General features: G+C 70.0%; 15 protein-coding genes. 11 read left to right on the top strand and 4 right to left on the bottom strand.

Annotated features, from left to right (window positions below):
* The first annotated feature begins 145 nt into the window (after window positions 1-145).
* From IT355_15075 to araD, 4 genes are all read left to right on the top strand, one after another.
* A complete protein-coding gene (locus tag IT355_15075; protein MCC7054591.1) occupies window positions 146-367 on the top strand; it encodes a hypothetical protein in 222 nt (73 codons plus the stop codon).
* A gap of 12 nt (window positions 368-379) precedes the next feature.
* Window positions 380-940, top strand: coding sequence for a DUF4287 domain-containing protein (locus tag IT355_15070; protein ID MCC7054590.1), 561 nt, complete (start codon window positions 380-382; stop codon window positions 938-940).
* A 313-nt stretch (window positions 941-1,253) separates the two neighbouring features.
* Window positions 1,254-3,095, top strand: coding sequence for a hypothetical protein (locus tag IT355_15065; protein MCC7054589.1), 1,842 nt, complete (start codon window positions 1,254-1,256; stop codon window positions 3,093-3,095).
* Window positions 3,092-3,814, top strand: a complete 723-nt coding sequence (gene araD, locus IT355_15060; GenBank protein ID MCC7054588.1) for an L-ribulose-5-phosphate 4-epimerase AraD — start codon at window positions 3,092-3,094, stop codon at window positions 3,812-3,814. The genes IT355_15065 and araD overlap by 4 nt, the downstream gene beginning before the upstream one ends.
* 297 nt (window positions 3,815-4,111) lie before the next feature.
* Here the strand turns inward: araD and IT355_15055 are convergent, their stop codons facing one another.
* A complete protein-coding gene (locus IT355_15055; protein ID MCC7054587.1) occupies window positions 4,112-5,698 on the bottom strand; it encodes a ribulokinase in 1,587 nt (528 codons plus the stop codon).
* A gap of 2 nt (window positions 5,699-5,700) precedes the next feature.
* Window positions 5,701-7,194 carry an L-fucose/L-arabinose isomerase family protein gene (locus IT355_15050; protein ID MCC7054586.1) on the bottom strand — a complete coding sequence of 498 codons (1,494 nt, stop codon included), beginning with the start codon at window positions 7,192-7,194 and terminating at the stop codon, window positions 5,701-5,703.
* Between the two features lie 151 nt (window positions 7,195-7,345).
* Here IT355_15050 and IT355_15045 point away from each other — a divergent pair, with 151 nt between their 5' ends.
* The 3 genes from IT355_15045 to IT355_15035 are packed head-to-tail and all read left to right on the top strand — an operon-like array spanning window position 7,346 to window position 10,960.
* Entirely contained in the window at window positions 7,346-8,380 is a 1,035-nt protein-coding gene (locus tag IT355_15045; protein MCC7054585.1) for an ABC transporter permease, read from the top strand.
* Window positions 8,381-8,409: 29 nt separating this feature from the next.
* Window positions 8,410-9,468, top strand: coding sequence for a substrate-binding domain-containing protein (locus IT355_15040; GenBank protein MCC7054584.1), 1,059 nt, complete (start codon window positions 8,410-8,412; stop codon window positions 9,466-9,468).
* 4 nt (window positions 9,469-9,472) lie between these two features.
* The gene (locus IT355_15035) at window positions 9,473-10,960 is read left to right on the top strand and encodes a sugar ABC transporter ATP-binding protein (GenBank protein ID MCC7054583.1); all 1,488 of its coding nucleotides are present in this window, start codon (window positions 9,473-9,475) and stop codon (window positions 10,958-10,960) included.
* Window positions 10,961-10,966: 6 nt separating this feature from the next.
* Here the strand turns inward: IT355_15035 and IT355_15030 are convergent, their stop codons facing one another.
* Complete coding sequence (locus IT355_15030; protein MCC7054582.1) at window positions 10,967-12,064, bottom strand: PD40 domain-containing protein; 1,098 nt, start codon at window positions 12,062-12,064, stop codon at window positions 10,967-10,969.
* A gap of 383 nt (window positions 12,065-12,447) precedes the next feature.
* On the opposite strand from IT355_15030, the gene IT355_15025 reads away from it, so the two are divergent.
* Together IT355_15025 and IT355_15020 are read left to right on the top strand one after the other, a co-directional pair.
* Window positions 12,448-12,798: a hypothetical protein gene (locus IT355_15025; GenBank protein MCC7054581.1), complete on the top strand. Its 351-nt coding sequence runs from the start codon at window positions 12,448-12,450 to the stop codon at window positions 12,796-12,798.
* 7 nt (window positions 12,799-12,805) lie between these two features.
* Window positions 12,806-13,312 (top strand): damage-inducible protein DinB, encoded by a 507-nt coding sequence (locus IT355_15020; protein MCC7054580.1) that lies wholly within the window; start codon window positions 12,806-12,808, stop codon window positions 13,310-13,312.
* A gap of 7 nt (window positions 13,313-13,319) precedes the next feature.
* Here the strand turns inward: IT355_15020 and IT355_15015 are convergent, their stop codons facing one another.
* Window positions 13,320-15,314 (bottom strand): hypothetical protein, encoded by a 1,995-nt coding sequence (locus tag IT355_15015; protein ID MCC7054579.1) that lies wholly within the window; start codon window positions 15,312-15,314, stop codon window positions 13,320-13,322.
* 203 nt (window positions 15,315-15,517) lie between these two features.
* On the opposite strand from IT355_15015, the gene IT355_15010 reads away from it, so the two are divergent.
* Together IT355_15010 and IT355_15005 are read left to right on the top strand one after the other, a co-directional pair.
* Window positions 15,518-16,642 (top strand): hypothetical protein, encoded by a 1,125-nt coding sequence (locus IT355_15010; protein MCC7054578.1) that lies wholly within the window; start codon window positions 15,518-15,520, stop codon window positions 16,640-16,642.
* Window positions 16,643-16,734: 92 nt separating this feature from the next.
* A complete protein-coding gene (locus IT355_15005) occupies window positions 16,735-17,766 on the top strand; it encodes a hypothetical protein (protein MCC7054577.1) in 1,032 nt (343 codons plus the stop codon).

Genomic DNA, 17,766 nt, shown 5'->3' with positions numbered 1-17,766 from the left:
GCCTGGTCATGGCGCTGGGGTCCGACCAGCCTGCCGACCAGGCGCGCGCCGTCGACCTGGTCGTGCGGGCGTACCGCGCCGCCGTCGTGGCCATCGCTCGCGGGAGTGGAGATGAACAAGCCGGTCCTGGGGTTGCTGCTCGGGTGTGCTCATCGGGTTCTTCGCCCGCAAGGTGAACAACACGGCGGCGGGGATCCTCTTCGGGCTCGTGATGGGTGCGCTCTTCGCATATCCGATCGCCATCCAGCGCATGCCGCCGAACAACACGGTGTACTTCTGGGAGATCCTGATCCCCGGGTCGCTGGTCGGCCTGATCGTCGGCTTCGCCACCCAGCGGTACGGAACCCGTCCCGCGCCACGAACCTGAGAGAGAGACACCATGGCTGATCCCAAGGCAGACACCGAATCGATGATCCGGAACCTCGAGGAGAAGACCGGAAAGGACCTCGAGACGTGGAAGGCGCTCGCGCGTGCGAGCGGAGAGTCGAAGCATGGACGGATCGTGTCGCACCTGAAGGAGTCGCACGGACTTGGCCATGGGTACGCCAACCTGGTGGCGCACATGACGCTGGAGTCGAGCGCCCTCAGCGCCGACGCCGGCGACCTGGTGGCGGAGCAGTACGGCGGTGCCAAGGCGGCGCTGCGTCCGTGGTACGACGCGCTGGTGGCCCAGGTGTGCGCGCTCGGCCCCGATGTGGAGCTGTCACCGAAGAAGGCGTACGTGAGCCTGCGCCGGTCGAAGCAGTTCGGGCTGATCCAGCCGAGTACGGCGACCCGACTCGACGTGGGGCTGGTGCTGAAGGGCGTGGAGCCGGAGGGACGCCTCGAGGCGGGCGGGAGCTGGAACAGCATGTGCACGCACCGGATTCGCATCGAGTCCGCGTCACAGATCGACGCGGACCTGCTGGCCTGGGTGCAGCGGGCGTACGCCGGCGCGTAGGGCGGGTCGAGTGCGCGCACGATCGGCGAGGTAGGGGCATCGCGGGTTCCCACGGAGCCACGAAGCCCACGGAGCGCACGGAGGAACGACAAGGGCATGACGGGAACGGCTCGAGCGACGCGATGTCCGCTCCCGTGAGTGCAGTTCCTCCAAGCATTTCTTCCGTGGCAACCGTGGGCTCGGTGGCTCCGTGGGAGCCGAAGTTGCCAGATTCTCTCCGGTGAGCCGAGCCATCGCAGCTGCTCGGAGCCTCCCGGCTCCGTGACCCCCGCTCCAGATTGGTCCCCCAGACCATCACGCGGAGCTGCCCCCAGTGACCCACCCCTTCTCACGCCGCGACTGGCTCAAGACTGCCGCCGCCGCCGGCGTGGGCGCACTCGTGCCGCTCGATGCCGCGCACGCCGAGCCCGGGCCCGCCGCGCCGCCGGTGACCTTGGAGACACCGCTCGCGTGTCCGGCGGCGACGGTCACCAGCCACGCCGCCACCGGCGACATCGTCGACCTGGTCTCCACCAGCGACGTCCACACCCCTGCCCGCGGCGAGTCGCTGATGCGCCTCAGCTACGACTCGCCCGAACCGGGCGTGGTCTTCGGCGCGCACCGCTTCTCGTTCCTGGTCTTCACGTCGGAGAACATCTACGCCATGGATCGGGCGACGATGCGCGCCACCGGCTCGGCCGACGCCCTCGAACTGACCTGCACCGGACTCACCTGCGCCGGTGGACAGGTGAAGGCCCCGGGCACCGTCACCGTCCGCTTCGCGAAGGCCGGCCGCACGATCGAGTGGGACATCACCGCCCGGATGGACCAGCCCATCCGCACCATCACCACCGTCATCCGCGACATGCCGCGCGGGAAGATCTCGATCGGCGGCAGTGAGCTGCGAGACGAGAAGGACGACGACGTGCTGGCCGGCTACACCTTCGGCGCCGGTGACCTGCATGGCGCGCAGACCCCCCGCAGCATGACCACGCCGGTCACGATCATCCAGGCCGGTGACAGCGACTTCGTCTGGCTCACCTGCGCCGACCCGCGCGTGCGCACGAAGCGCTTCTACCACCAGGCCGGCCCCACCGCCTACCGCACCGAGGCGATCTACGAGCACGATGCATGGAAGAACGACACGCGCGTGGTGGTGCCGCGCTGGCGCCTGGGTCACGCCGCGAGCTTCGACGACGCGATGGCGCCGCACATGCAGCACGTCGAGACCGCCTTCAAGCTGACGGCGTGGGAGGCCCGCACCGACGTGCCGGCGTGGATGCGCAACACCGCGCTCGCCGTCACGCTGCACGGCATGCACTACACCGGGTACATCTTCAACGACTATGCCCAGCAGCTCGCCATCCTGCGCTGGATCGCGACGCAGATCCCGGCCGAGCGCGTGCTGGTGTTCCTGGCGGCGTGGGACGGCCGCTATTACTGGGACTACCCGAACTACGTGGTGCCGCCACGGATGGGCGGCGAGGCGGGCTTCCGCACGCTCATCACCGAGGCGCGCAAGTTTGGCTTCAGGATGATGCCGATGTACGGCACCAACTCGGCCAACCGCAAGCAGCCGGTGTTTCGCAGGATCGCGAACGGGGCCACCGCGAAGCTCGACGGCGACGTGTACAACCTGAACTGGGTGGACTGGAACAACGACCGGCACCAGGACGGCTGGCTGGCCTACATGAACCTCGGCGAGGACTCGTGGCGCCAGCACCTCGAGGGGCGGATCGCGGAGATGATCGACCGGTTCAAGGTCGACGCGTACTTCCTGGACATCGTCGGCGGCCATGTGAACAGCACCAATGGCGACATGCACGAGGGCACACGCCGGCTGGTCCAGAACCTGCGGGCGACGTACCCGGACGTGGTGCCGGTGGGTGAGATGCCGTACGACGCACTCTACGAGTTCATCCCGATGTTCCAGGTGGGCCTGGGTGCACGCTGGCGCAAGTACGCGAAGGCGTTCCAGCACCTGAGCACCCCTGCGCCGGGTCGTGGCAGCACGGGTGTGCACGAGGCGGGTTTCTGGGAGAACAAGGCGCAGCCGCTGGGGCTGTCCCCGACGTCGATCCCCACGCTGCAGGTAGTGGACGACACCTTCGCGAAGCACAAGGAGAGCATGGCGGCGATCATCGCGGTGGCGAAGGTCCGGGCGGGCATCGCATGACGCCCGTGAAGAAGAAGTCCGCGGTACGGGCGTCGAAGGCGCTGCGCGAGGCGGTGTGCGAGGCGAACATCGCGTTGTTCCGCCTTGGCCTCGCGAAGTTCACCTTCGGTAACGCCAGCGGCGTGGATCGCGAGCAGGGGCTGGTCGTGATCAAGCCCAGCGGCGTGGGCTACGATGTGCTCACGCCGGCGATGCTGGTGGTGACGGACCTGAACGGCACGGTGGTGCAGGGCAGCATGCGCCCGTCATCGGACCTGGCCACGCACGTCGCGCTCTACCGTGCGTTCGGCGCCATCGGCGGTGTGGTGCACACGCACTCCCAGTACGCCACGGCCTTTGCGCAGGCGCGGCGCGAGATCCCGTGCCTCGGCACCACGCACGCCGACTACTTCCACGGCGCGATCCCGGTGACGAAGCTGATGACACCGCTCGCGATCGCCGAGGACTACGAGCTGAACACCGGTCACGCCATCACGCAGTGCTTCCGCACGCTGGACCCTGCCACCATGCCGGCGGTGCTGGTCGCCAACCACGCCCCCTTCTGCTGGGGCCGCGACGTGAGCGACGCGGTGCACACCGCCCGCTACCTCGAGGAGGTGGCGACGATGGCGTACCACACGCTCACGCTGTCACCTGACGCTGCGCCGGTCTCGCGAGAGCTGCTGGACAAGCACTTCCTGCGGAAGCACGGGAAGTCTGCGTACTACGGGCAGCCGTGATGCAGCTGTCGGCGCCTGTCTGAGAATCTTGAACGGCTTTGACGCAAAGGCGCAAAGGGCGCGAAGGACGCAAAGCACTGCAGGACGGTGCTCGCGGCAGCGATTCGTGATCGCGCGACCATCCCTCTCGAGGGGAACAGCAATAGCAACCAGACCAGCCGTTTCCGTTGCGCTTGCCGTTGCTGTTCCAAAAAAGACTGCACCATCACCCGCCGCCGAGAGGCGCGCCACGCGCAGAGCGCCTTAGCGTCCTTCGCGCCCTTTGCGTCTTTGCGTCAGGCAGTTCAGCGATGGAAGTCAGCGCACCGAACCACGAACCTGCGCACCGATGCGACGCAAGGCGGGAAGGACGTGCCCGACGGATGCAGGCGCCGAGTCAGGCGCACCGAGGCTGAAATACAGGTCGCGGTACAGCGGATAGAGCTGCTCGTACACCGCGACCTGTTCCGGCTGTGGCTCCACGAGGCGATAGGCGGGGCAGAGCGCGGCCTGTGCGTCGGCGATGGTGGCATGTGCGCCGCACGCCACCAGCGCGAAGATCGCCGAGCCGAGGCTCGTGATCGATGACGACGGCACCAGCACCGGCATGTTGAGCACGTTCGCATAGACCTGGTTCAGCACGTGCGCGTGCTGCGGGATGCCGCCGGCGTGGATCACGCGGTGCAGCGGCACGCCGTGCTCGCGCATCCGGTCGAAGATCACGCGGGTGTGGAATGCCGTGCCCTCGATGGCCGCGAACAGCTCGTCCTCGGCGGTGGTGTTGAGCGTCCAGCCCAGCGTCACGCCGCCGAGGTTGGGGTTCACCAGCACCGTGCGGTCGCCGTTGTCCCAGGTCAGGCGCAGCAGCCCCGTCTCGCCGGCGCGATGCGCCCCCAGTGCGTCCGACATTTCGCCCACCGTGCGACCACTGCGGGTGGCGATGGACTCGAAGATGTAGCCGCAGGCCGAGAGCCCTGCCTCGATGCCCATGTACTGCGGGTGCACCGACCCCGGCACCACGCCGCAGACACCGGGCACCAGTCCCGCATCCTTCGCGATCGCGATGATGCAGGTGGAGGTGCCGATCACGTTCACGATGTCGCCCTCGGCCACGCCGGCGCCGATGGCGTCCCAGTGGGCGTCGAACGCGCCCACCGGCACCGGGATGCCGGCCGTGAGGCCGAGGTGCTGCGCCCAGTGCGCGCTGAGCTGGCCGGCGATGTGGTCCGAGGTGCGGTACGGCCCATCGAGCTTGTCGCGCACGCCGGCCAGCAGCGGGTCCACCGCGACGAAGAACTCCTCCGGCGGGAAGCCGCCGAGCGAGGCGTTCCAGAGCCACTTGTGGCCCATGGCGCAGATGCTGCGCGGGACGTCGTGCGGTGTGGTGATGCCGCAGAGCGTGGCGGCGGCCATGTCGCAGTGCTCGAGCGCGGTGGCGAAGCGTGGACGCAACGCGGGGTTGTGGCGCAGCCAGTGCAGCAGCTTCGCCCAGCCCCATTCCGACGAGTAGGTGCCACCGCACCAGTCGATCGCCGGCACCTGCATCGCATGCGCCACCTCGGTGATGCGCGCCGCCTCGTCCTTTGCGCGATGGTCGCACCACAGGTAGTACTCGCCCAGCGGCTGCAGCGTGTCGTCCACCACGACCACGCTGGAGCCGGTGGTGTCGAGCGCAATGGACTGCACGGCGCTGCCGGGCACCCCGGCCGATGCCAGCGCCAGCGGCATCGCCTCGGTGAGTGCGCGCATGTGCTCCGCGTGCGACTGGGTCGCGAAGTCGGGGTCGTGACGGTCACGGCGCAGCGGGTAGTCCGCCACGCCGTGCCCGATGACGCCCATCACGCTGTCCACGATCGACACGCGCACACTGAGCGTGCCGAAGTCCACCCCGGCGACGATCGCCATCGTCAGCCGTGCCTCATCACATCCCAGCCGAGGTAGGTCGTGACGGCCTCGTGGACCGAATCGGCGACGTGCGAGAAGGTGCCGGCCACGTGGTGCTCGAAGCCGTTGCGGCAGATGTGCTTCAGCAGCGGCTGCAGGTCCCGGATCTCCACCACGCCGGCGCCGCCGAAGGTGTTCAGCTTGTCCCGCGTGAACTTCCCCTCGCCCACGTAGCCGCGGATGGCGCCGGTGCGGTCGTCGGTGCTGAAGCGCGCGAAGGTCATGTCGCCCGCCTTCACCTTGCCGACGATGGTGCCGAAGGTGTTCTCCTTGCCCACCGTGCCGGCGATGATCTCCTGGAAGTCCATGGTCGGCTTCTCGAAGAAGTCCTTCGGCAGGTTGCTGCAGTGGAAGCAGACGGCCTTGTCCGGGTCATCGCCGTAGTTGTTGTTCCAGTCCAGCAGCGCGGCTGGCGTCTGCGAGGCCAGTGTCAGCGCGTGCATGCTGATGGTGCCCATCACGTCGACCTCGCAGGCGCTGGGCAGGTTGGCGTTGCTCAGCATGCTCATCACGGTGCAGGGCACCACGCCGAAGTACTCCTCCATGGACGTCCAGCACTGCACGGCGCTGACCGTGACGTCCACTTCCTTCATCCAGCGGTCCATCACCAGGCCGAGCTTGGCCATCTTGATGAGGGCCTGGTGGGGGACGTCGCTGGTGTCCACGTAGGCCATCATCTGCTGCAGCTGCTGCTGCACGGCGCTGTCCGAGTCCTTCAGCCGTGCGATGCGGCCCATGATCTCCGACAGGTCGATCGGCTCGACGCTGATGCCGGCGCCCTCGAGGATCTTCTCGGAGTAGCGCACGGTCTTGAAGGCGGCCGGCCGGGCGCCGATGGCGCCGATGCGCGCGCCGCGCAGTCCGCGCACCACGCGGCAGGTGGCGGTGAACTGCCGGAGGTCACGCCGGAACGACGGCGAGTCAGGGCGCTGCGTGTGTTCCGACGTCAGCGAGTACCTGATGCCGTACTGCGACAGCACGTTGCAGACCGACATCTTGCCGCAGAATGCATCGCGGCGGTGGTCGATCTTCATCTTCGCCGGGTCGTCGGACGTGGCATGGACCAGCACCGGCACGTCCAGGCCGGCCAGGCGCAGCGTGTCGGCCACCGCGCGCTCGTCGCCGAAGTTGGGCAGCGTGACCACGACGCCGTCGATGCGGTCGCGGTGCTGGCGGAAGAGTGCGGCACAGGCCTTGGCCTCGTCGCGGCTCTCGATGGCGCCGTGGTTGGTGGCGGCGGCATCGATGATCACGGCGTCGATCCCCTCCTCCTCCAGTGCGCGGAGCATGTCGGTGCGTCCAGTCGCCGCCAGGTGGCCGGGAAAGAAGCCGCGGTTGCCGACGATCACGCCGAGGGTGACACGGCGGGCCGGTGTCGCGGGGCGCGCGGCGGCCTGCGTCGCGCGTGCGGTGGCGGCCTTGCCGCCGACGTTGGACTGCAGCTTGTGGAGACGCATGTCGCGGGATGGTATGGGCAGGGACTCGACCTCCATCACGCTACAGGCCGGCGCGTTGACGCGCCATTGCACGCCCGTAGCTTTCCGGATCGGTCAGCCTTCCCCTGTCACCACGGATGCTGTGGCCCACGCGGACCCCACCACGCCCTCGATGTTCAGCCGCGCTGCCGCCTCCGTGCTGCGGTCGCAGCAGTTCGGCCTCGTGCTGGTGCTGCTGGTGCTCGGCACCGCACTCACCATCGGCGCCGGGTCACACCCCGACCCGCGGACCGGCGAGGACGTCAACAACTTCCTCAACCGCTACACGCTGATCCAGATGGCGACAGACGCCAGTGCGTTCGCGATCATGGGTGTCGGTGCCACGCTGGTGATCATCGCCGGCGGCATCGACCTGTCGGTGGGCGCGATCTACGCCCTCGCCGGCGTGGGGATGGCGATGGCCCTGCGTGCCGTCGGCCCGATGGACCCGGCCGTCACCGTCCTGCTCGGCCTCGGCACCTGCCTGGCGGTCGCGCTGGTCTGCGGGCTCGCGAACGGCGTGATGATCATCGGCCTCGGCGTGCACCCGTTCATCATCACGCTTGGCACGATGTGGATCCTGCGCGGGGTGGCGTTCGTGATCAGCCGCGCCGAGAGCATCCTCGTGCCGGAGGCGCTGACGGCGGTGGCGAAGGCCCCGCTCGGCCTGGGCACGGCACTCTATCCGGTGCCGCTGCTCTGCATGCTCGGGGTGACGGCCGCCGGGGCGATCTACCTGTCGCGCACGGTGGCGGGGCGCCACATCTTCGCGGTCGGCGGCAACGTCGAGGCGAGCCGCTACTCGGGCCTCAACGTGCCGCGCATCACGCTCGGCGTGTTCGTCCTCTCCGCCCTCGCGGCCGGGTTCGCCGCCTTCATGGGCGCATCGTTCTATGGCTCGGCGACCTCCTCCGACGCCAACGGGTACGAGCTGTACGTCGTGGCCTCGGCGGTGGTGGGCGGCGCCTCGCTGTCGGGCGGCAAGGGCAGTGCGGTGAGCGCCATGCTCGGCGCGCTGCTGATCGTCATGATGCGGCAGGCCATCCGCACGCTCCACCTCGACCAGAACTACGAGTGGATCATCATCGGCACGGCGCTGATCGTGGCGGTCGTGCTCGACCAGCGCGGGTCCAAGTTCCTGTCCGACCGGCTGTCTGCCGCGCGCTAGCCTTCCCTCACGCCCTCACCCCGACTGCCATGCTGACGAATCCGTCCCGTTCACAGGTGCTGCGTCGCGTCGTGATGCTGGCGCTGCCCCTCGGCCTCGCTGCCTGTGGCGGCACGGGTGGTGATGCAGCGAAGCCCGCCGAGGGGGGCGCGGCGGCAGCCACGGGGAGGACGTTCACCATCGCGATGATCGCGAAGAGCTCCACCAACCCGGTGTTCCTGTCGGGTCGCCAGGGTGCCGAGGCGGCCGCGGCCGAGCTCTCGAAGGCACATGGCGTGACGGTGAAGATCGACTGGCTCACGCCGCCCAACGAGGATGGCGCGGTGCAGGCGCAGCGCATCTCCGAGGCGGTGAACTCGGGGGCCAACGCGATCCTGCTCTCGGCCAGTGACGCCGGGAAGGTGACCGGTGCGGTGAACGAGGCGGTCGATCGCGGCGTGCCGGTGATGACGTTCGACAGCGACGTGCCGAACTCGAAGCGCTTCAGCTTCTATGGCGGCGACGACCAGAAGATGGGCGTGCAGGTGATGGAGGAGCTGGCGAAGCAGCTCGGTGAGAAGGGCAAGGTCGCGATCATCGCCGGCAACCAGAACGCGCCGAACCTGCAGAACCGGGTGCGGGGGGTGCGTGAGACCGCCGCGAAGTATCCCGGCATCACGATCCTGAACGCCTTCTACCATGCCGAGACACCGCAGGATGCGGCGGCCGAGGTGCTGCGCATCAAGAATGCCTATCCCGACGTGCAGGGCTTCGCGATGATCGGCGGCTGGGCGCTGTTCACCCGCACGCTGCTCACCGACCTCGACCCGGCCCGCATCAAGATCGTCTCGATCGACGCGCTGCCGGTGGAACTGGCGTATGTGGATGCCGGCCTGGCGCCGGTGCTGTTCGCGCAGCCGACGTACAGCTGGGGCTACGTGTCGGTGAAGACGATCTTCGACCACGTGTACCTGAAGAAGGATGCGCCGCCCAAGGTGATGATGGAGCTGGTGCGCGTGTCGAAGGAGAACCTCGGCACGTGGGCGCGGCAGCTCCGCGACTGGGGCTTCACCGACGTCGACCCGAAGTACATCGCGCTGCCGAACTGACCCCGTGTCCGTCCCGCGCGTCCGCTTCCGGGGGATCACCAAGCGGTTCCCCGGCATGACCGCCCTGCGTGACGTCAGCTTCGACGTCGCGCCGGGCTCGTGTCACGCCATCTGCGGCGAGAACGGCGCCGGCAAGAGCACGCTCGGCAAGATCCTCGCCGGGCTGCAGGCCCCCGACGAGGGCACGATGGAGCTGGACGGGGCGGCGGTGCGCTTCCCGTCGCCGCGTGATGCGCTCGCTGCCGGCGTCGCGATGGTGCACCAGGAGCTGGCCTTCTGCGACAACCTGACGGTGGGTGACAACCTCTGCCTGCGCAACATCCCGCGGCGCGGCACCTTCGTGGACGCGCCGGCGATGCGGGCGCGCGCACTGGAGCTGCTGGGCGCCGTCGGCGCGCAGATCGACCCCGCACGCCCGATGCACTCGCTCAGCGTGGCCGAGCAGCAGATGGTGCAGATCGCGGCCGCGGTGGGTGAGGGCGCGAAGGTCATCATCTTCGACGAACCGACGAGCAGCCTCGGTGACGCCGAGGCGGAGCGGCTGTACGCCCTGGTCGGCCGGCTCCGGGAGCGTGGAGTGACGCAACTGTACGTGTCACACCGCATGCACGAGATCTTCGCGCTGTGCGACACCGTCACCGTGCTGCGTGATGGGCAGCACGTGTCTACGCAGCCCGCTGGTGCGCTGACCGAGTCGGCGCTGGTGGCGCAGATGATCGGCCGGGAGCTGGGCGAGTACCTTCCGTCCCACACGGCTGGCGCCCGCGGCGCGGAACGGCTGCGGGTGGCGGGGCTGTCGTCGCGGGGGCTGTTCCACGACGTGTCGTTCACGGTGCACGCGGGCGAGGTGGTGGGCCTGGCCGGGCTGGTCGGTGCGGGACGGTCCGAGGTCGCGCGCGCCATCTTCGGGCTCGACCCGCGCGCGACGGGGAAGATCTTCGTCGGCGGCCGCGAGGAGCGGATCGCGAACCCGCGCGATGCGATGCGGCTCGGCATCGGCTTCGTGCCGGAGGATCGCAAGAAGCAGGGCCTGGTGCTGGGCATGCGCAGCCGCGAGAACGCCACGCTGCCCACGCTCCGCCGCTTCGCGAGAGCGGGGTGGATCGACCGCGCGCGCGAGGCGAGTGCCGTGGCGACCAGCTTCCAGCGCGTGGGGCTGCGCAGCGGGCGCGAGTCGCCGGTGCAGTCGCTGTCGGGAGGGAACCAGCAGAAGGTGGTGCTGTCGAAGTGGCTGACGGCGCAGAGCGAGCTGCTGATCCTCGACGAGCCCACGCGCGGCGTGGACGTGGGCGCGAAGGCAGAGCTGCATGCGTGGATCGACCAGCGGGCCAGCGAGGGGGCGGCGGTGCTGCTGATCTCGAGCGAGTTGCCGGAACTGTTGTCGCTGTCGAGCCGCGTGCTGGTGCTCCGCAACGGCCACCTGCGTGGCGAGCTGCCGCGTGCGCAGGCGACGCAGGAGTCGGTGCTGCGCCTGATGGCCGGGCTGGACTGACGACCGTCAGCGCCAGACCAACGGGCCAGTGCTCCGGACCCCGTTCCCCGCAGCATCCTGCACGGGCACGACGCGACCATCCGGCATCACGACCTTCACCACGTCACCGTCGGCGAAGGCGAGGCTGCGGCCATCGGGGGACCAGGCGAGCGCGCCGATGCCCGGGGAGGAGCCCTCGGCGAGCCGTGCCGGCGGGTTGGCACCGCTGAGCGGCATCACCCAGATGCGGGTGCCGTTGACGAACGCCACGCGTCCGTCGGCGCTGACGGCCGGGCTGTGCGGTGCGTCGAATCCCGGGTCGATGCGGCGCACCGCGGATCCGCTCGCGCCGGAGAGGAAGATGCCGGTCGCGGCGTTGCCGGCCAGGCTGCCCCGTGCCTTCGCGCCGGCCATCACCAGCCGACCGTCGGGCGTCCACGCCGGCTGGGTGTACGGCGACCCGAACGCCGCGATCACGCGGCCATCGCGACCCACGATGAGCGGCTCGAGATCCGCGCTCGTCGTGGCGCCGATGATGGCGGCGGCGACCGACGTCGGTGGCTGGCTGCCGAGCAGCACGATGCGCCGGCCGTCGGGGGAGAAGCGCGGCGCCTGGTTGCCGGTGCCGTAGACCGGAACGGGGCGGCTGCCCGCACCATCCTCGTTGGTGATGCGCAACGCGCCCGTCGCATCGACCAGCAGCACCTCCGTCCCGCGCACGTCGAATTGCCAGGTGCTCGAGAGGGTGGCCTGCGTGCCATCGGTGAGGGTCAGCTTCTGCAGGCCGGTCCGTCCCGCGAAGTAGAGCGTGCCCTGGAGCGGCGTGCGTGCGGCAGGGGTGGCGGTTGTGCCGGCGGGAGCCTGCCGCTGGCCCTGCGCGTTGCCGCGGTCCACCGTCGTGGTCAGTGCGCAACTGAAGGAGATGGCGCGGGAGGCGAAGTCGAAGAAGAGGTCCTTTCCACGCGTGCCGTAGGTGTTCGCGAACGGGGCCAGCAGGCCGGCGAACGTGACCGCACCGCGTGCCGGGTCGAACCGGAATGCGGCGGCGCGCGCACGGCTCGAACTCATGCGATAGGTGCCGCCGCGTTCGATGATGAGGTTGCCGAACGCGGATGGCATGGACACGGCGGTGAGGGACTGCGCCCGTCCCGCATCGGGTATCGACGCGGACAGCTCGGTCTGCGTGCAGACGTACTCACCGGGAGGGGGGCCCGGGAGCTGTTGTGCGTGCACCGCGCCGACGGGTGCGAGCGCCGCGGCGGCGACGCATGCCGCCCTGCATGCGCCGGTGAGCAGCGGTCGTGGTCCCAGTGCCATCGGATCGGATCCTCCCTCGACTCGCCGGGTGTCGTGACGGGGCCGCCCCGTGCTGCGGGGCGGGGGGCGCGTTCCGGATGCTACCGCCGGGTGTGCCGAAAGTGCCAGCACCGCCCTTGGGGAGTCCACGTGCCGGCGCATACGTTGCTGGCTGGCTCCGTGCCCACGCCCGACCCCCCGGAACGTCGCTCATGATCACCCGGCTCATCCCCAAGATCTTCTACGACACCCTGGCCGAGGGCCTCGACCTCTGGGTGGACGGCCTCGGGTTCCGCGTGATGCACAACGACGGAACGCTGGCCGTGGTGGAGCGCGACGGCGCCAAGGCGTACATCGTCGAGAGCCCGGAGTACGCGGCGAAGGACCGCCCGGAGATCGCGCTCGAGACCGACGACATCACGGCCCTCCACGCCGAGATTGCCGCCAGGCGCCCCGACCTGCTGCATCCCGGCTCTCCTCGCGTGTCGCGCAAGCCGTGGGGCGCGCGGGAGTTCGCCGTGCTCGATCGCAGCACCGTGTGTGTCGTCTTCCGCCAATGGTGAGCCTGACATGACTGCTGAACCCGCCTACGACGCCCTGCTCGACGCGCTCCTCGACTCGTGGGACCGCAACAACACGATCCTCGTGAACCTCGTGCGCGCGCTGCCGGCAGGGTCACTCGACCTGTGCGTGACGGCGGACTCGATGAGCATCCACACGATGCTGATCCACATGCACTACTGCCGGCTGGTGTTCGTGGAGGAGGATGTGCCCGAGTGCGCGGTGCCGATGCGGAAGGCGGAGTGGAAGCTGGTGCGTGAGCCGGACGCGATCATCGCGCTGCTCGACGAGAGTGCCCGCGTGCTGCGCGAGGCGGTGCGCAGCCGCATCGCGTCAGGCAGGCCGATGGACCGGCACTACGACCACCCCCTCCTGATGCTGCAGCACTTCATCTGGCACGAGGGCTACCACCACGGCCAGGTCAAGCTGGCGCTGAAGGCGGCGGGGATGGCGTTCGACGACGAGGCGATCGGGCAGGTGACGTGGGACGTGTGGATGGACAAGGGGCCGGCGTGAGGCCGCGTCAGCGGCGGCAGGCGTTCGCCGGCGTGTAGCGCGCCCACACCGGGCGGCCATCCGGTCCCGTCCGGAACCCGTCCACCTCGTCGAAGAAGGTGCTGTAGTCCTCGACGGCGTTCCACTGCTCACCGAGCGTGAGCACCTGGGTGAACTGCCGCTCGAGGCACGGGCACCACTCCCGCCCCACCTGGGCGCCGCGCTCCGCCACCTCGCGCTGGCAGGCCTGCGCGATGGTGGGCGGCCATTCGGCGGCCGTGAGCACCGACCGGGGGGCGCGCTCCATCTGCAGCGTGGGCAGGCGCAGCGCGAGACGCCGCATGTTCTCCATGAACTGCTGCACCACCGGCGCCTCGCAGCCGCCCTCGAACAGGACGGCCATGTCCTCACGCATCGCCACCTCCACCTTCACCAGCAACGCCGTGGCGCTCAGTGCCTGCGCTGGGTTCGTCAGCGTCCGCAGCAGCGCCATCACGTCATCGATCGTGCGGGCGGAGAGTCCGCCCGGTGCCAGTGGCAGTGCCTGCGGTGCATTCGTCTCCCACCAGCGGAACGGCTCCGCAAAGGCGGACAGGATGAAGGTCGTGTCGCTGCCGTCACTGCTCCAGCGGTTGCCTGCCGCGTCGCGCGTGATCCACTTCGAGGTGATCATCGGGGACCCGCGTGGAATGAGGCGCCGGCAGCGGTTGGAGAATGCGCGGATGGTGCGGGAATAGATGCTGCCGAACTCCCACTGTGACGTGGCGCCGGGCCAGCTCCCGTCGAACACGGCGCGCATCTCCGGGCCGAGCTGGTAGCGCGTCCACGTCGTGGCAGGGAGGTACAGCAGTCCTGCGGCGGTGATGAGGCGCTGGCGCTCTGCCTCGCGGGTGCGCCTCGCGGTCCGGCGCGCCTCGAGCGCCTGCGCCTCGCGCGCATACATCGCCGCGCGGTTGGTGGCGTACACCGCCTGCTGCGCGGCGATGCCGCGTTGCACCGCCTGGATCGCCGCCAGCGTGTTCAGGTCGGTGGCGGACGCGCCCTCGGAGGTCCAGGTCCAGGCACCACCGGGAGCCGGGCGGCGCCCCACCCAGCGCTCCACGGCCACCGGCACCTCCACCGGTGCGCCGGTGCGGAAGTGACGTTCGCCGTTCCACGGGAACCGCGAGTCGGGCTGCCGGTCGATCGTGACTCCGCGCGCGAAGTGGTGCACGGTCACATCGATGAAGACTCCGCCCTGCTCACGCAGCACCGGCACGACCTGCGTGAGGAACCGGGTCTCGGTGCCCGCACCATACCTGGCGGTCCTGAGGCCGGACTGGCTGGTGCCGGTCACGTAGTCGAGGATCGGCTCGTCGGGTGCGATGGTGCGCACGACCGCGTAGTGGCGTCGATAGCCGACCTCGCCGAGGAACCAGATCGCGAGGTCCCCCGCAGCGCGCACCAGGACCGCGCCCGGGTAGCCGCGTGCGTCGAGTGTGCCCGCGGTGCCCGATGGCGCAGGTGCTGCCGCAGCCGTCTGCCCGGCGTAGAGCGGGTGCGCGGGGGTGACCGGTATCGCGACCATGTACCGCGTGCCGACGCGCGGGCGCGCACCGAAGAGCTCCTGGTGCAGCGCGTCCCGCAACACCTGTGTCGCACCGGCCACCACCTGCCTCGCGTAGTCCGTGCGTCGCAGCTGCAGTGCGAGTGCCGGGTGACTCACGGTGACCAGCCCCGCGTCCTCGACGAACACCGCGCCATCGCGCTGGCCGAACTGCACGCTCAGCAGCACGCACACCGGCGACGGGATTACAGCAGGCAGCGGAATCTGCGCGGCCGGAGCGCGTGCGAGCGGGGCGATGCCGTCGTACAGCAGTGGCATGCGCACGGCCGCGTTGCGCTCACGGGCCTGCAGGATCGTGGGGTGAGCACAGGGTGGCGCGGCCTCTGCCGACGCCTGGCCGCGCAGCACCGCGGCACGGGCGGTGAGCAGGAGGAGCAACAGGCAGGCCTGTCGCAGCAGGGCGCGCGTTCCCGGCATCGTGAACCCCGGCGAGAAGACTGCGGCACGATACCGCGATGCCTCGCCTGCATCAATCGCGCGAACGGCAGCGGGCTCATGCGAGATGCGGCGCCGCCGCGGTATCCGCACGCGGGGCACGACGGCTACGCACCCACCACCGCAGCGGCATCGAAGGAACATTCCGCCGCACCGCCTGCCCGAGACACGCACCGGAGCCATCCATGCCGACTGCGCCACGCACGCCCACGCGACTCACCCTGCTCGCCGCCCCGTTGCTGGTGGCGGGTGCACTCCATGTCGGCACACTGCGCCCCGGTGCCGCCGGCCTGTCGCATGGCGCGGGGATGAGTGCCGCGCGCGCCGCCCACACCGCAACCACGCTGCGCGATGGCCGCGTGCTGGTGGCGGGCGGGTTCACCGAGAAGGGCTCTGCGCGTGGCGCGGAGCTGTATGATCCGTCGACCGGACGGTTCGCACCGCTCCCGCCGATGGTCCACACGCGGCACAGTCACACCGCCACGCTGCTGGCGGATGGCCGGGTGCTGCTGGCCGGTGGGTACGCCGCCGGAGGGGTGCCGGTGGCCGACGTGGAGGTGTTCGATCCTGCAACGAACCGCTTCGCGGCCACCGGCGCGCTCACCGAGCCGCGCTCGGATCACATCGCGGTGCCGCTGCCCGGCGGCAGGATCCTGTTCGCCGGTGGGCTGGGGCCCGACTGGACCTTCCTCTCGAGCGCGGAGGTGTACGATCCGGCCTCGGGGCGCTCGACACGCACTGGCGCGATGAGTGTGCCGCGGGAGAGCCACGTGGGCGTGCGGCTGCGGGACGGGCGCGTGCTGGTGGTGGGCGGGCACGCCGGACGGCGTGCCGCGATCGTGCTCTACGCCTCGGCCGAGATCTACGATGCGACCACCGGGCGCTTCACGCGGACCGGTGACATGGCCTCGCGGCGCCACAAGCACGATGCCACCCTGCTCGCGGACGGCAGGGTGCTGGTGAATGGTGGCTCCGATGAACGCGACATCCGCGGCATGTACAACACCACGGAGATCTTCGACCCTGCCCGCGGCACCTTCTCGCCCGGGCCGGTGATGCACCGCGGGCGCTACAAGCACGCCGGTACCGCAACGCTGCTCGCCAACGGTCAGGTGCTGCTGGCGGGCGGCGCGCCGGAGGCTGAGCTTCTCGATCCCGTCACGCGACGTTTCGTGCTGGTTCCCGGCACGTCCACCATGGCCGGAAACTTCTCGGCGGTGGCCGCGCTGCAGGACGGTGCCGTGCTGATCACCGGCGGCTACGGCAACGGGCGCGGGCCACAGGCGGCCACCTGGCTGTTCCGCCCGTGAGGGTGTGTGCACCGACCGGCGGCGCCGTCTCGGCTGGGGATGAGGCACCGCGAGCCGTGTGACTGGGTGAATCGGGCGCGCGTCTGTCCCGCATGCCATGGTTCCCGGTGATCCCCGCCGAGCTGGCGCAGGCCGAGTCGGCGCTCGGCATCGCGCTGCCGATCCAGTATCGCACCGCGCTGCTGGCCCCGGGGCTGCGCCAGATGCTGCAGCATCCTGTGCTCGGGGCGATCGATCCTACGCTGCACATGCACGACTTCGTGCGGCTGACTGCGGAGGTCCGGCGTGACGTGCCGGAGTTTCCGGCGGATGGCGTGGTCGCGACGGTGCCGATGGGGCGCTACTTCAGGTTCTGGCTTCCCGATCCACGGAATCCCTCGCGGCTGGCGGACGTGATCTACTCGTGGGACACCGTCGCGCACCGCAAGGTGAAGGACTGCACGACCGATGCCTGGGTCCGCCTGAGTGCGCAGATCGTGCGGGAGAGTGACCCGCAGTTCTTCGTGCGCAGCGGCGCGGTGGTCCGCGAGCGCCCCGCACCCGAACCAGCCGTGCGATTCCGCGCGGGCGACGTGGCGCTTGCGGCGCTGCTTGCCGCCCAGGGTGCCGCGGCGGCCGTTGAGGTGGCGGGAGCGGCCGGCCGGTGGCTCCCCTGCGCCCGCATGCATGTCAGCGGCAGGCACCTCGTGCCGCGCGACCTGGGACAGCTGCCCGATGGCACGGGCGACCCCGCCGTGACCGTGGTGCCGGGGGAGTACGACGCGCTGGTGCAGGTGGCGCTGTCACCCGCTGGCGATGCTGTCGTGGTGTCGGCGCTGCGCCTGGTGCGCGCGGGCGTGACGGACCTGGTGGCGGAGCCGCACTCGGTGCTGGACGTCGACCTGGCGGCGGTGGCGGTGTTCGACCGGCAGGCGTTCTTCCGGCGGGTGCCGGTGGAGGCGCAGGATGCCGTGGCCGATGCACTCTGCGCGCCCCCATCGATGCCGTGCGTGGCGGTGGCAGGGCGGTCAGCCGAGGTGCTGCTGGTGCCTGCGGGCGCGGGGGACGGGAGCTATCCCGTGCTGGTGCTGCGACGTGAGGGGGCGGTCGTGGGGCTCGAGGTGCGGTTCACCGGGCGCGGCTGA

It is taken from the genome of Gemmatimonadaceae bacterium, assembly GCA_020851035.1.
Classification (GTDB): Bacteria; Gemmatimonadota; Gemmatimonadetes; order Gemmatimonadales; family Gemmatimonadaceae; genus JACMLX01.
Note: the sequence above shows the minus strand (reverse complement) of the source record. Positions and strands in the feature narration are given on the sequence as shown.

Bases quoted from the DNA above. Each gene is read 5' to 3' on its own strand.
- IT355_15070 (MCC7054590.1), top strand. From the start codon at position 380: ATGGCTGATCCCAAGGCAGACACCGAATCGATGATCCGGAACCTCGAG.
- araD (MCC7054588.1), top strand. From the start codon at position 3,092: ATGACGCCCGTGAAGAAGAAGTCCGCGGTACGGGCGTCGAAGGCGCTG.
- IT355_15055 (MCC7054587.1), bottom strand. From the start codon at position 5,698: ATGGCGATCGTCGCCGGGGTGGACTTCGGCACGCTCAGTGTGCGCGTG.
- IT355_15050 (MCC7054586.1), bottom strand. From the start codon at position 7,194: ATGCGTCTCCACAAGCTGCAGTCCAACGTCGGCGGCAAGGCCGCCACC.
- IT355_15045 (MCC7054585.1), top strand. From the start codon at position 7,346: ATGTTCAGCCGCGCTGCCGCCTCCGTGCTGCGGTCGCAGCAGTTCGGC.
- IT355_15040 (MCC7054584.1), top strand. From the start codon at position 8,410: ATGCTGACGAATCCGTCCCGTTCACAGGTGCTGCGTCGCGTCGTGATG.
- IT355_15025 (MCC7054581.1), top strand. From the start codon at position 12,448: ATGATCACCCGGCTCATCCCCAAGATCTTCTACGACACCCTGGCCGAG.
- IT355_15020 (MCC7054580.1), top strand. From the start codon at position 12,806: ATGACTGCTGAACCCGCCTACGACGCCCTGCTCGACGCGCTCCTCGAC.
- IT355_15015 (MCC7054579.1), bottom strand. From the start codon at position 15,314: ATGCCGGGAACGCGCGCCCTGCTGCGACAGGCCTGCCTGTTGCTCCTC.
- IT355_15010 (MCC7054578.1), top strand. From the start codon at position 15,518: ATGCCGACTGCGCCACGCACGCCCACGCGACTCACCCTGCTCGCCGCC.
- IT355_15005 (MCC7054577.1), top strand. From the start codon at position 16,735: ATGCCATGGTTCCCGGTGATCCCCGCCGAGCTGGCGCAGGCCGAGTCG.